The sequence below is a fragment of the Arcicella sp. genome (assembly GCF_964672035.1).
This window is the reverse complement of the sequence record NZ_CBABQS010000097.1, coordinates 1-14,712: the sequence shown is the minus strand read 5'-3', so window position 1 is coordinate 14,712 and position 14,712 is coordinate 1. Positions and strand designations below refer to the sequence as shown.

The following is a 14,712-nucleotide window of genomic DNA, read 5'->3' as shown; positions in this document are numbered from 1 at the left end:
CAAATATACAATTATTTTGTAACGAACTCTGGGTATTTTTTGCATAAAGTTGTAACAAACTCGGGGTAGATTGATAATTTAGTTTAATAATCTTGGGAGGGCACTTAAATGTGAGACACACTTCCCTTAGAGGTTCTTCTTCCAAATCTCCGAAAAATTCACCTTTAAAACTAAATATTTCGTTTGATATGTGTAATTTTCGTCTCTTCGTAATGAAAACCTCTTTATCAGAAAATTATTGACGCAAATCCAAACAAGAAAAATATCTATATTATCTCAGATAATGCCAGATATTATCGCAATAAAGAACTGATGGCATGGATAGAAAACACGCCAATAAAACCCCTATTTCTACCTCCGTATTCTCCTAATCTCAATTTAATAGAACGATTGTGGAAGTTTATGAGAAAAAAAATAATCAACACCAAGTTCTATCGAACCAAAGAAGAATTCCGACAGGCTATTCTTAAATTCTTTAAAAATATCAACCAATACAAAGACGAGATATCTTCACTGATGACTCTAAATTTTCACGTCTTTTATTCGCAATCCAATTCCTAACGAGTATAAGTGAACCCCCAATGGTGATTCCAGCCCGATTTTAACATAAACTAATTTATAACGGGTGCTTACTTAAAATTAATATTCTTGAAAACAGGGAATTTTTTAGCGAATTTCAACTCATAGAGTTTGAAATTGGGTTGACCTCCTTTTTCAGCATTGTAAAAATGCGTTGAAATCAAGTTCTTTTTATCCCTAAATAATAGGGCAACATGACCGGGACCAATAATATTTCCGTGCGTTGCCAAAACGGTTGTTCCACCGCCCTTCGTTAAATCTCGCCCTTCTTGGTCTAAATATGGTCCGAAAACAGACTTTGATTTTCCCGTCACAATTCGATACGTACTATTTAATCCTTTACAACAAAGACCATTATTGGCAAAAAGATAATATTCATCTTTGTTTTTGATAATGCACGGAGCCTCCCAATCGGATTCTCTGCCACCCGCAATTTTCTTGATTTCTCCTTTGATTTTTCCCGAAATAGAATCAATTTCGACAACCCCAATTCCACCGTGAAAAGAGCCGTAAGTCATGTAAAATTTATCACCTGAATCTCGGAATAATCCTGGGTCAATCGCATTGAAATCGGTTTTCTTCTCAGATTTTACTACTAAACCCAAATCTTCCCAAGTGTATTTTACATCATCTGGGTCTAAGGATTTAGAACGCACCACACCAATCGCCGAAACTGCTGAACCGAACGAGGAACATGAATAATACACATAAAAATAGCCATTCATAAAAATGACATCGGGAGCCCAAAAGTGACCTTTGAAATTTTTGACGAGTTCAGTAATCCAAGATGGAAATTTATCTTCTTCAAAAATTGGCTTTGTAATATTCCAGTCTTTTAAATCGGGCGATTGTACCGCTTGAATACCGTTTCCAGTAGAAAAATAGAAATATTTTCCATTCTCAAATTTTACTGTACTTGGGTCGTGCGTAACGATTGACTCGTTTTGAGCAACCGCAAAAAATGAAAAGAATAAGCAAAGAATACCACCAAACAGCAAAATTGTTCGGTGGTTATTTTTTTGAACTGTATTTTCTAATTTCAGCATCAGATAGAATTTTAAAATCGTTTCTGTTTTTTATTTTCTGGATTGGTTCGTATTACAATCTACTTATCCAAAACCTTAATCCGATAAAGGATAAAAGATTTTGCGGGAAGATTTAAACTTACCAATTTCTTTTTCACATCAACCGTAATGTCTTTCTCAAATTGCATTTGTGATAATGCGGTAAAAAAATTTGCACAAATGAGGAGAGAAAGAAGGCTATATTTTAATGATTTTTTCAATTTTTTTTGGTTCCTTATTATTTCAATCCCGCCGAGGTCATTACAATTTTCTGAATCTTCCCCTTTTTATCGTATTTCAATTCATCCACGCAAACTGAACGGTGAAAACTTGCGGCATCGGGCGATAAGGCTCCGTTATGATAAACGAAATAGGTTTTGCCTTTAAAATCTATAATTGCATGGTGATTTGTATTACAATTTCCTGCGTTTTCACAAATTAAACTTTCAAATTTCCACGGGCCATTAATGCTTTTACTGGTTGCATAGACCATTTTTTCGGGAAAATCAATCGAATAACTTAAATAATAGGTGCCTTTACGTTTGTGAACCCACGGGGCTTCGGTGAATATTGTAGGCATTTGAACTTGCTTAATTTCACCGTCAATGTCTATCATATTTGGTTTTAGTTTTGTATAATAACAAGCCGTATTTCCCCAAAAAAGATACGCACGACCATCATCATCAATAAAAACCGTTGGGTCAATATCATCCCAAGAAATGGTTGCTCTTTTGGTCATATCATTCGTAACAATTGCAGAACCTTTGACATCTTTGAAAGGACCAAGTGGATTATCCGCTACTGCAACAACACCAATGGCTTTTCCTTTAATAGTTCCGTGTTCAACGGCAACGTACCAATAAAATTTACTGTTTCTCTCCACCACTTGCGAAGCCCAAGCATCCCCTTTTGCCTACGTAAAATCCGTAAATTTCATGGGTACAGGGTGTTCTGTCCACGTTTTCATGTCGGAAGAGGAAAAACCCAACCACTCGTTCATCACATAACGCTGCTCACGATTTGGGGCTTAATCATGTCCTGTGTAAATGTACATTTTGTCTTTATAAACCAAACCCGCAGGGTCAGCGGTGAATTTATTTTTGATAATTGGATTGCCATTTGGCAACTCAACTAACTGAGACATTGCTTGACTGGCAATTAATAAAAGGAATAATTTTTTTTTCATTAGAAATTTATTTGGTAATCATTTTTTAGATTTTGCAACGATATTCAAATCCTTAAATCTGGTATTAAACACTCTAACAGGCTCACTATTTATTCCCACAACTACTTGATTATCAATTAATAACATTGATTTCACATCTCCTTCCACCACAAATCCACTTTTATGAGGCGGAATACTTTTAAAACTTCCTTTACCATTTCCTTTTAATAGCAAACCCAAAGAAGCATCAGTTCTACCCGTTGAATATTCGGTTTGATATTCATTTCCAGCCAACAAAATATCTTTTTTCCCATCGCCGTCAAAATCAGAAATTAAGAGGCAATTCACGGGTGCAAATTGGGCTTCAATTGGCAAATCATGGCTTTTAAATTGTCCATTTCCCCTGTTTTCTAACCAAACACTTTTGGTATTTTCGCAGGGTAATTTCAATAATTTATCCTTCCCAAAATTATTCACAAATTGATTCATCGTAACTTGGGCGAAATCTTTATGGTACAAATATTTTTTCTTAATAATGGGCGTTTGTTCAGCAATTTGGTTGCGGTCAAAATCCGGGAATAATTCAAATTCTCCTTTCTCATTACGAATGTAATACGCAGGCATTAACTCATTGCTTCCACTATTATCTAAGTCTTTGGCAAAAAGATAAAAAGGGCGTTCCACCGAAACGTGATATTTATTGTTCTGCCCGTAATTCCCTGCTACCAAATCCAAATCGCCATCACCATCCAAATCTGCCGAAGCCAATGAACGCCACATTCCTGTATTATTTTGCAAAGTCGTTTTATCCGTAATTTCAATGAGTTTCTTTTTTGTATTCTTAAAAAAACGAATTGATGTCCATTCGCCCATTACTACTAAATCTTCAATTTTATCATTATCAACGTCTATCCAAAGTGCATCAGTAATCATTCCTACATTTTGTAAATCATTAAATAATGAAGTAGTTACCTCTTTAAATATTCCTTGTTGATTTTCAAAAAGATAACTTTTAGGAGATTTTGGGAAATTTTCATTATCAATTCTTCCGCCAATAAATACGTCTAAATCACCATCTTTATCAAAATCATTTAGGGCAATTGTACTGGAAAATACATTTATATTTTGAGGAAAAGCATTTATATTTTTCTTGAAATTTCCTTTTCCATCATTCAAAAATAATCTTGGAACGGACAGAAAACCCCTTGGATATTCGGTACTTCCACCCGTAATTATTAAGTCTAAATCTTTGTCATTATCGACATCGAAAAATTCAGCGGCCAAATCTTCTTCCATTTTTCCGAAGGTTTCTAAATCCTTCGCTTCAAAACTGCCATCTTGTTTTTGTACAAATAATTTCCCCGATTGTCGGGCGGCTCCGCCCACAAAAACATCTTCTAATTTATCCCCGTTTATATCACCTTTTGTCAGGCATGGGCCTAATTGTGAATATTTTTGAGGTTGTAATCGGCGAATGTAATAATCAAAAAATGGTGTTTCTTGGTGTTTGAAATTTATTGTTTGTGAAGACAGAGTCAAAGGCGACTTAAATATCGTCTGTGGAGACACAGACAACTGTGTGACCATTGGCAAAATATTAGCCAATTTTTCGCTCAAAATAACGGACTGATTTACTTTTAAATTCCGTAAAATTTGTCCTTTCCCACTTGCCCAAATTATTTTTAAAGAATCGACCTTTTGACTATTTCCTAAACCAAAATGCAAACGATTATCTACTGTAGAAGCATAACCCCGAACGGGAGATTGTTCAGTACTTTGCACTCGATTATTACTGTAAATCAATACTTTAGACCCAATTCCATTCAAATTTCCAAGATTGCCTTTTAGTTCAATTCGTAAAAAATTATGCGTCGTATCAGCGGTTGATTTGCGTAATTCATTTCGCATCACAAACGCCTCCTGATTCATATTATTGACCACTAAATCCAAATCTCCATCATTATCCAAATCGGCATAAACGGCTCCTTGTGAAATAGATTTTTCGGTAATTCCTACCAAATTTGATTGGTCTTCAAAAGTCAAACTCTGATTATTATGATAGAAAAAATTTGTCTTTTTCACAGGTTCAAATTCATCCAATCTTTTACGCCAATTTTTAATTTGTTCATTACTAATACTTTGCGAATTTCCCCCACCAAAACTGTATTCGCTCGGTATTTCTTCTTGCGTAAAAGCAATGAAATCGTTATTAGTTAAATCCTTGGCAAGTCCGTTGCTGATATGAATATCTTTCCAAGCATCATTGTCAAAATCTGCCATCAAAATACTCCAACTCCAATCAGTTTCGGCAATGCCCGCCAAATGCCCGATTTCAGAAAAAAGTGGCTCGTTATTTTGTCTATTTCCTTGATTTAACTGCAACATATTTCGAGAAAATTGTTGCTGATAACCAAGATTTCTTTGCATTTCAAATTTTTCTGGCGTGAAACCCAAAACCATCATTTTTTTACGTTCATTTGAATTCGGCATCATATCCAAAACCGCTAAATCGGGCAGTAAATCGTTGTTGATATCGGCCGCATCAACACCCATGCTACTGAAACTTTGATGTTTGGTCGCTTTGGAAATGATGTTCGTAAAATGCCCTTTTTTATCGTTCAACCAAAGACAGTCGTTACTCAAATAATCGTTTGCTACATAAATATCGGGAAAATTATCTTGGTTTAAATCGGCAATGACAATCCCCAAACCGTAGCCATCTTCTTTAATGCCAGTCTGTTTTGAAACATCGGTAAAATACTTTTGGGGAAAATCATTACGGTATAATTTATCCGCCGCAGGGGCATTTCCCGAAGAATCAACGGGAACTAAACGATTGGGTTGTGGCTCAAAAAGTTTGTGATTCAATAAATACATATCCAAATCTCCGTCTTTGTCATAATCTAAAAAAGCGGCTTGCGTTGAAAATCCTGTATCCGCCAAACCATACGCTTCCGCTTGTTCTTTGAAAGTTGGAATTTGTCCACCCTGATTTACAAAAAGCAAGTTTTTACGTTTTAGAGGGTCTTTAAAATGGGAAACGCAAAGATAAATATCCTGCCAACCGTCCTGATTTATATCAATCACACTCACACCCGTGACCCATTGCGTTTTATTAATTCCAGCTTTATCGGAAATATCTTCAAATCGTAACCCTCCTTTATTCAAATACAATTTACAACCCACCTGACTCGCTCCGAAAAAGACATCTTGCAAGCCATCATTATTAAAATCGCCAACGCCTACGCCCGAACCGATGTACATATATTCATTGGTGTAAAAATTGACCGAATCACTTTCCGTAATTTGATTATTGAAGGTGATATTGGTTTCGGAAGCTTGTAAATTGGTAAAAAATAAAGCCGATTTAGTCTGCTTTTGGCAACTAAAAAACATCACGCTAAACAACAAAAAGATATTTTTTTTTGAAATGGATAGTGGCTTTATTTGAAATTGTTTTAGCATTGTACCACAGGTTTAACGCTGTTTAATTTTATTCTGAAATACTGGAAACTTGTATTACTTTTCTGTCACGGGTCAAAACCTCTGTTACTTTTTTGACAGGTTGGAACCTGTATTATTTTTTCTTTCCCCAAACGGAAGCCCCTTTGTTATTTAAGCCTGTAAAGACAAAACTATCTTTTTTATTTTCCCAATCACGTCCCGCTTGAACGTTTACTTTTTCGGTTGTTCCATCGCTCCATTTTAAAATTAGCCACGGTGCATTGTAGCTCCAAGTACTTGCAGGGTCCTTATTGAGGGTTTTATCGGCATTTATTTTCAAATCCACTGATTTTTGAAAATCGGGAGAAATTTGCTCTTTGTCATATCCTGGCACAACTCGATAACCAAATATGATTCGTTCCCAATCGCCAATTATTTTAGTTTCTTCAACATTTTTGGTTTCTTCGTAAGCAAATCTCTCGGGCGAAACCACAGGCCAACCGTCTTCCGTCCACAAAATTTTCCGCACGTGCAGAATCATATACGCTGGCTGATTTCCTGGTCTGCCTTGATGTCCGATAAAATATTGTCCATTATCAGGATTTTGAAAAACCGAACAATGCGAAACCCCTTGCCAGCCCACGTGTCCATTAAATTGGTAGGGTGCCAAAATCATTGGTTCATGGTCAACGTCTTTATTGGCATCACTTCCATTGTAATCATAAAAAGGTCCAGCCGGCGAATCACTTCTGCAAACCCGAACATTGTATTTTGTCGCCAACCAATCGTAGGCGATAAAAAGGTAATATTTTTTGAGTTCTTTGTTATAGATTATCTCCGCCCCTTCGATATTTCCATTATATTTTCCGTCGGTAAAACCTCGATTAGCAATGCGTTTTCCTTTATCACCTTGCGACAAAGCCAATCCCGTCGCTGGGTTTAATTGCAACATATAAATTCCATCCCAACCAGAACCATAGTAAAAATATTGTTCGCCCGTTGGCGTGGTTACAACGGTCGGGTCGATGGCATTAGTTTGGCGAGAATTATCATTTAATGATACCACAACCAAGCCTTTTTCAGTCCAAGGACCTTCTGGATTGGTAGCGGTTGCTAAGCCAATAACGCTTCTGCGTGGGTCCGAGGAAGATAATGAATAATAAAGTCTGAATTCATTATTATATTTTGTAACGTAAGGCGCCCATAATGAATTGAAAGGCTGAGTTCCATTTTGTTGAATAAAATCAGCACCCATTTTGGGTAATTGGTCAAAAACCCAGCCGTATGTAAACCACTGAACAAGGTCTTTGGAAGAGCGAATTTGAATGCCCGCCCGAATATCAAAGCCAAAAGCTACATCGGTATTGTAGCAATAATAAGTATCGTTATGTTTGATGATGGAAGGGTCATGCACATTATAGCAACCCCATTTCAAGAAATTTATGGGATTCGCAATGTCGTCATAACTGTCTTTGATGGTATTAATATCAAAACTTGGTGTGGTTACCACTGGAATTGTGGACGTTGTCGGTGTAGTTGGTTGCGGATTATTATCTTTTTTCTCGCAAGAGATAAAAGTAATAATGAGGGCAAATAATAAAAATATGCGATTTCTCATAAACATAAAAAATGTGAGGGAGAAGCAATTTTCTCCCTCAATTTTGTCAATTCAACCAAAATTAATACGATGGATTTTGCTTAACCCCCGCATTATTGTCAATCTCTCTTTGAGGGATTGGGAAAAATTCTCTACCTGCTTTATAGGTTTCAAATTCTGGATCGTGTTTTTTCAATTCTGCTAATTTTGAAGCATCTTTCAACCATCCCCAACGATTTACATCATCAAAACGGTGTCCTTCCAAACAAAATTCTAAGGCTCTTTCGTGTGCTAATTGATCACGGAAATCGGCTTGGGTCATGTTGGGTCTAACTATATTCAAATCAGCCAATCCAACTCTTGCTCTCACTTGTTGAATATATGGAATGGCTTGCGAAGTTTGTCCTAATTCATTCAACGTCTCTGCATACATCATCAACACATCGGCGTAACGCATCAAACGCTCATTGATACCCGAACGCCAGTCAAATTCATCCGCTTTTGTATCATCATTAGCATATTTTCTTACAAAAAGGTCGTTCAAATCTTGCGCATTACCACCGTATCTTTTCGAAAATTCAATGCCATAAACCATAATGCCGGGAGCATTATAAAACATGGTTGCCGTTACTCTTGGATCAATTTTACCGTCCGTTGTTTTTTCTTTTTGATATTCATCAAAAATCCAACGAGTTGGTTGAACGTCTGTCCAGCCCAAACCCCTTGCCCCGTAAGTAATTGCACGACCCGTTACTCTACCCCAACCCGGTGCAGGCTCGCCACCCCAGTTTAAATCTTTTCCACCTGCATCACGAGAAAATTGTACTTCAAAGAGTGATTCGCTATTATTTTCCTTTGCTTCCGTAAAGTTGTCTCTATAGCTTGAAACCAATTTATAGGTATTCATATCAATAATTGCCTTAAACTGAGTCGATGCTTCTTGGTAGCGTTTATTGAATAAATAGGCTTTTCCTAAATATCCCATGGCTGCACCTTTGGTTGCTCTACCAGTTTGTCCTTTGTCAGAACCCGTTACTGCATCATAATTTGCTGGTAACATATCAACCGCTTTTTTCAAGTCATCAATTACTTGACTCCAAGCTTGTTCTGAGGTTGATTGTGCCACCGTAAAATCGGCTTTTGATTGAACTGAATGCGTTGGAATTGAAACATTTCCAAACATATTTGCTAAGTGAAAAAAGTAAAGTCCCCTCAAAAAATAGGCTTGTCCTAAAACTCTTTTTTTCAATTCAGCATCCATGGCAATATTCGGAACATTATCTAACACCAAATTGGCTTTTGAAATTCCTTCGTAATAAGCACCGTAAGCCCAACCGTAAATAGCGTCATTTCCAGCATTAAGGGCAAATTTTCCCGAATTATACATTTGGTCCCAAGGGCTATTACTTTTTGCATCATCCCCACGATTATCCAACAATAAATTTGTCGAACGCATATATCCGCCGTCAATGGCTAAAGTTAAATAGGCCGCATTTACGCCTTTGAGGGCATCATCTTGACTTTGCCAAAATGTCGCTGAAGTCTGAGCGTTTGGATTTGTTTGTTCTAATTGTTTTTCGCAAGCTCCGCTCAATAGCATCAATCCTGCAAAAAAAGCGATATTTTTTATGGTATTCCTTTTCATTTTCTTGAATTTAATTGATTAAAAACCTACTTGTACGCCTGCCATGAATGTTCTTGGATTTGGGTATGAACCATAATCGTATCCACGAGAGAATAATCCATCACTCGTAAAATCTGGGTCATAACCTCTGTATCCAGTAAGCATAAATACATTTTGTCCAGAAACGTAGAATCTTGCTGATTCCACCCCTTTAACCTTTTTTAAGATTACCGAAGGAATGGTGTATCCAATTTGAAAATTCTGCATTTTAAGATATCCTCCGTCTTCAACAAAGCGGTCAGAGTCTCTTCCATTGGCATTTGGGTCGCCAATAATTGGTCTTGGAACATTGGTAGCGGTATTCGCTGGAGTCCAGTAGTTGAGGGCATTAACATGACCATTACTATATTGCAAGCCCATCAAATTACGATAAACACCGTTGTAAATTTTGTTGCCCGCTTGTCCTTGGAAGAAAGTTGAAAAGTCGAAGTTTTTATAACTGGCAGACAAGTTAATTCCGTAAGAAATTTTTGGAATGGCTGAACCTAAGTATACTCTATCCAAAGCCGTAATTTTTCCATCACCATTAACATCTTTAAATTTAATATCACCAGGAGCAGCATTAATTTGCTCAGCATGATTTTTAATATCATCGTTATTTTGGAAAATTCCTTCTGATTGATAGCCGTATAATTGCCCAACTTCACCACCAACTTCTGTGATACTGGCAGCGCCATAAATTGGGCTATTTGTACCACCCAAAGCCAATACTTTATTACTCAACGTGTGCATATTTCCAGAAATTTCGTACTGAAATTCGCCTTGTTTTTTACGATAAGTAGCTGAAAATTCAATACCACTATTTCTAACTGAAGCCGCATTGGTAATAATACTGGTGTTGGTTGCTCCTACTGAATAAGGAATTGGCACGGGAGCTAAAATATCATAAGCTGTATTATTGAAATACTCAGCCGTGAATGAAACTTTATTTTCCAATAAACTCATATCAAGGGCAACGTTGGTAGTACGTTTCGATTCCCATTTAATACTTGGGTCAACTACCTGGGTACGAGTTGCTCCAGGGGCTAAAACACCCCCAAAAACGTATCCAGCATTTCCATTAATGAAGGTATCAAAAAGGTAATCGCCAATTGACTGATTTCCCAATTCTCCGTAACCCGCTCTCAATTTCATGGTATTAATGGCAGCTGGCAATTGAATATCATTATGAATATTCCAAGCTGCACCAATTGACATAAAATTACCAAAACGATTCAATGGACTAAATTTAGAAGAACCATCACGACGGAAATTGAAAGTCAATAAGTAACGGTCAGCGTAGTTATAATTTAAACGACCTAAGTACGATACCAAAGCAGATTCATATTTTGTACCCGTTACATTTCTACCACCATCAATTTTAATTGGGCTACTCAATTCAAGAATATAAGGTTTTTCTAAGCCTTTTACTGTTCCTTGCACAACACTATTGGTGAAACTTTGGAAAGTATAACCAGCCAAAACATCAATTCTATGTTTGCCAACTTCAAGATTATAAGAAAGGGTATTTTCAATCAAATTGGTTACATTATCACCACGATTTTCGTTATAAACCGCATTTGGGGTTAAATAGTAGAATCCTAAATCATATTCTGGTTCAAAATATTTGTAAACGAAATCTAAACGGTCATGACTTACGTTTAATTTATATTTCAAATTTTTAACAATTTCGTATTCAGCCCAACCATTTACTAACAAACGGTTTCTGTTGTCAGTACCTTTCAACAATGAATTCATACCCACAACGTTCAACGTAATTGCTCTTTGTGTGTTGTTGTCGCTACCCCCAAAACCACCTAAACGGTTCGGGTCTAAAACAGGCATTGTTGGAATTGCGGTAAGCATACTTGCCACTGCACCTCCAAAAACGGCGTGTTCACGAGTATTTTCGGCACCCACTCTGTCGGCATCTGTAAAACCTACTTTTGCCCCAAATTTGAATTTCCCTTTTTCTCCAGTAATATTAGCATTTAAAGTAAAACGTTTATAAGATTGAGGTCCAGTAACGGTACTTGTCTGGTTAAAATATCCCACTGAAACATTACTACGCAAACTTTTGCTTCCTCCCGAAAGGTTAATTGTATGATCAGTTATGTAGCCAGTTTTCAACCCTTCATTTTGCCAATTTGTATTAACATTACTAATGAAAGCTGGGTTGCTTGGATCATTACCCGGGGCAATTCTCAATCCAGCATTTAATTCAGCAGCAGAAACGACTTTTTGATAGCCCGTTCTGTCCATTAAATCCCATCTTCTCGCCACGTTTTGAGCACCCGCATAGCCGTTGTAGGTTACTTTAAGTTTTCCTTCTTTTCCTTGTTTTGTCGTGATAATAACCACGCCATTTGCCCCACGAGCCCCATAAATAGCCGCCGAAGAAGCATCTTTCAACACTTGCATCGACTCTACATCTCCTGGGTTAAAATCATTCGCACCATCTACAGGAACACCATCAATTACGAATAGAGGCGTATTATTACCAAAATTACTAATCCCACGAATTTTAATTTGAAGCCCGCCCCCGGGTTCTCCATTGCCTTGAACGGTTACTCCCGCAACTTGTCCTTGAAGAAGTTTAGCAATATCTGGCGTTGCGGTTTTTTGAGCATCTTTGATTTTTACAACACCAACCGAACCCGTTAAATCTTTGATTCTTTGCGTACCATACCCCACAACAACGACCTCGGATAATTCTTTGGTATCATCTACAAGCGTTACATTAAGTACACTTTGGTTACGAACTGTGACTTCTTTGGTCGTGTATCCAATATAAGAAAAAACCAAAATTGCGTTAGATTGAGCCTCTGAAATTGATAATTTGTAATTTCCTTGTGCATCAGAAGTTGAACCGACATTCGTCCCTTTCAAACTGATATTAACACCCACGATTGGGCTGTTGTTTTCATCCGCTATTCTGCCAGAAATACCTTTGATAGTAGAAGCTGTTTTCTGACCGAGTGAAGCATTAGTGAAAAAAAGTGAAATCAAACAAAACATCAACAGAGACAAGGATGACATATTTCCTAAAAATCTTCTGGTACTATTTTGTGATGCCTTTTTATTTGGACAATGTGTTTTCATAGAATAATTTGATTAAGATTGAAAAATTGCTTTTTGAATTGAGCGTGAACAAGTTATGTTGTTCAAACTTGCTGTTGGTCGTTATTTTTTTAGTCATGGGCGAAAAAATAATAGTGTTAAATTGACACAATTTTAAAAACGTATAAAATGATTATAAAAACACCAGATAATTAATGGTGTTAAATTGACACATTATTTTTGATTCGATAAAATTAATATTTTTTATTTGAAAAATTATACTATTTGAAAAATAATTATTTTTGTTTGCGTAATTGTCCTCCCACCAAAAGGCGTAACCATTTAAAAGTGGAAAAAAGTAATTAACTTTCCCATCTTTTGAACGGTAAAAAAATGAAGAAAAAAAGTTTCACAGAGAGCCAAATTGTGTCAATTTTGAAGAGTCAAAATTCGGATAAGACTGTAGAATCCATCTGCCGAGAGCATGGTATCGCACCAGCAACCTTCTACTGAGAAATGCGGACAAATTTGGTTATTCGTCAATTTTGGTGAAAAGCTACCTTTGACTTGTAATTACCACTCTCCTTCGGAGAAGTTCAAAACCCGCACGACCGTACATTTGTCGTTTGATATTTTTGAGCCTGTTGACTTGGCCTTCGACTGGTCCGTTACTCCAGTTTGATACAAATCCCTGATAAACAGCTTGAAAATGCGGAACGCCGCCCGCCCTTAGTATACCTCTGGCAAACCCTTTGATATTTTCGTTTTCATCATTGATGACTTCATTGCACCAGGCGGCCAATTTATCTCCTTCTTTCTCTTTCATCAGCCTTCTAAAATTTAAAACGGTGTTTCTAACCTTCTTAATGATTGGATTATCTTCTAATAATTTCGCTAAATATGCCTTTGGTAACTCCTCTGACCAATCTTTACGGAAAGTGCTTAACCAAATACTGAGTTGTTTTGAAGAGTAATATTTTACTTTCGCCGCTTCTGGTAAAATTTCAACGACTGTTTTGGGATACTTTTTTACAAAATCATAGACCAAATTAATACTGTGTTTGAAGCCTTGCTCTTTAATTTCTTCAAACAGAACTTTTACTTTTTGTTCACCTTCTTGCCATCGTTTGATGAGATAGTCCTCAAAATCAAGAAGATTACTCTTTTGATGGCTAACTTTTTGAAGAAACGATGTTCGATTCTAATATCTGTCAATCGTATGGCGAGACATTTTAAGAATTTTAGCGATTTTACGTTTACTAACTCCCTCAAGTTGTAACTCCTTTACTTTTAGAAAGTTATCATGGTATCGTTCCGTTATTACAATATCTTTTTTAGCGATTTCTATTTTCTCTGGTACTATACTTTCTAATACTAATTGTTGCTCTTCACTTAATTCAGCAGAAATATCTCTCAAACTTTCACGCTGAGTATTCAAAAATCCTTCAAAACCTTCGGTGAGGTTTTTTAAAATATGCCAACGGTCGGCTATTTGCACAATATTACCATCTGCTTCCGTAGTGGCACTCGCATAGGTTGATGAGCGATCTCGGCTAACCGTTTCAATGGATGGATACTGTTTCAGCTAATCTGTGAGGGTTTTACCCTCCCCATCAGGTAACAAATCTATCACCTCATTCTTCTCTAAATCAACAATTATCGTCCCATATTTTAGTCGCTTTTTAAATGCCCAGTCATCCACACCAATGATTTTGGGTAATTGAATGGCAGGAATTGGACACTTAAGGACTAACCTAAGAATAGTAGAAGCACTAATTTTTACATAACATAATTTGCCAATTCGATGCGCCATATTACCGCCCAATTCAAGCCCCATGGACGATATTAAGTCGTTGAGGCGCTCAAAACGTCTTGAATATGCGCTAAGTTGTTCTTTAAATCGTTCGGTAAAAATTTTACGGACGCAATCCGTATTCTCGCAAAAGAACTTACGAACTTGAAGTTTTAACTTGGCAAGTTTACCAGAAACAGGCAAATCTCCAATCGTTCGTGCGTATCTACTATGAATTTTGAAGCTAATGGTATGACACAGAGGACAACAACTGGAAATTTGACAGCTGCACACCTCGAAATCAATATTTGTGGTAGTATTTTGAAATTTGAGTAACGTAAAATCCAG

Annotated in this window: 12 protein-coding genes and 1 pseudogene; 2 read left to right on the top strand and 11 right to left on the bottom strand. The window is 36.8% G+C overall.

The features are described 5' to 3' along the window. Positions 1-234 precede the first annotated feature (234 nt). Positions 235-561: a transposase gene (locus tag AC1W31_RS18415; RefSeq protein WP_481735958.1), complete on the top strand. Its 327-nt coding sequence runs from the start codon at positions 235-237 to the stop codon at positions 559-561. Positions 562-629: 68 nt separating this feature from the next. Here the strand turns inward: AC1W31_RS18415 and AC1W31_RS18410 are convergent, their stop codons facing one another. The 8 genes and pseudogenes from AC1W31_RS18410 to AC1W31_RS18375 form a co-directional block, all read right to left on the bottom strand. Next, positions 630-1,625 carry an arabinan endo-1,5-alpha-L-arabinosidase gene (locus tag AC1W31_RS18410; RefSeq protein ID WP_481735956.1) on the bottom strand — a complete coding sequence of 332 codons (996 nt, stop codon included), beginning with the start codon at positions 1,623-1,625 and terminating at the stop codon, positions 630-632. A gap of 59 nt (positions 1,626-1,684) precedes the next feature. Continuing rightward, positions 1,685-1,864: a hypothetical protein gene (locus AC1W31_RS18405; protein ID WP_481735955.1), complete on the bottom strand. Its 180-nt coding sequence runs from the start codon at positions 1,862-1,864 to the stop codon at positions 1,685-1,687. 17 nt (positions 1,865-1,881) lie between these two features. Beyond that, positions 1,882-2,535 (bottom strand): annotated as a pseudogene (locus tag AC1W31_RS18400) (family 43 glycosylhydrolase); the annotation flags it as partial. Positions 2,536-2,670: 135 nt separating this feature from the next. Further along, positions 2,671-2,829 carry a hypothetical protein gene (locus AC1W31_RS18395; RefSeq protein WP_481735954.1) on the bottom strand — a complete coding sequence of 53 codons (159 nt, stop codon included), beginning with the start codon at positions 2,827-2,829 and terminating at the stop codon, positions 2,671-2,673. Between the two features lie 18 nt (positions 2,830-2,847). Continuing rightward, complete coding sequence (locus tag AC1W31_RS18390; protein WP_481735953.1) at positions 2,848-6,273, bottom strand: VCBS repeat-containing protein; 3,426 nt, start codon at positions 6,271-6,273, stop codon at positions 2,848-2,850. Between the two features lie 112 nt (positions 6,274-6,385). Beyond that, on the bottom strand, positions 6,386-7,870 hold the full coding sequence (locus AC1W31_RS18385) for a family 43 glycosylhydrolase (RefSeq protein ID WP_481735952.1): 1,485 nt from the start codon (positions 7,868-7,870) through the stop codon (positions 6,386-6,388). Between the two features lie 61 nt (positions 7,871-7,931). Further along, positions 7,932-9,494, bottom strand: a complete 1,563-nt coding sequence (locus AC1W31_RS18380; RefSeq protein ID WP_481735951.1) for a RagB/SusD family nutrient uptake outer membrane protein — start codon at positions 9,492-9,494, stop codon at positions 7,932-7,934. 18 nt (positions 9,495-9,512) lie between these two features. Then, positions 9,513-12,614: a SusC/RagA family TonB-linked outer membrane protein gene (locus tag AC1W31_RS18375; RefSeq protein ID WP_481735950.1), complete on the bottom strand. Its 3,102-nt coding sequence runs from the start codon at positions 12,612-12,614 to the stop codon at positions 9,513-9,515. Between the two features lie 351 nt (positions 12,615-12,965). Here AC1W31_RS18375 and AC1W31_RS18370 point away from each other — a divergent pair, with 351 nt between their 5' ends. Further along, positions 12,966-13,085, top strand: a complete 120-nt coding sequence (locus AC1W31_RS18370; RefSeq protein WP_481735949.1) for a transposase — start codon at positions 12,966-12,968, stop codon at positions 13,083-13,085. Positions 13,086-13,128: 43 nt separating this feature from the next. Here the strand turns inward: AC1W31_RS18370 and AC1W31_RS18365 are convergent, their stop codons facing one another. The 3 genes from AC1W31_RS18365 to AC1W31_RS18355 all read right to left on the bottom strand — a co-directional run. After that, entirely contained in the window at positions 13,129-13,620 is a 492-nt protein-coding gene (locus AC1W31_RS18365; RefSeq protein ID WP_481735948.1) for a transposase, read from the bottom strand. Positions 13,621-13,773: 153 nt separating this feature from the next. Continuing rightward, positions 13,774-14,139 (bottom strand): hypothetical protein, encoded by a 366-nt coding sequence (locus AC1W31_RS18360; protein WP_481735957.1) that lies wholly within the window; start codon positions 14,137-14,139, stop codon positions 13,774-13,776. 18 nt (positions 14,140-14,157) lie between these two features. Next, a partial coding sequence (locus AC1W31_RS18355) for a transposase family protein (protein WP_481735947.1) occupies positions 14,158-14,712 on the bottom strand: 555 nt, incomplete at its 5' end.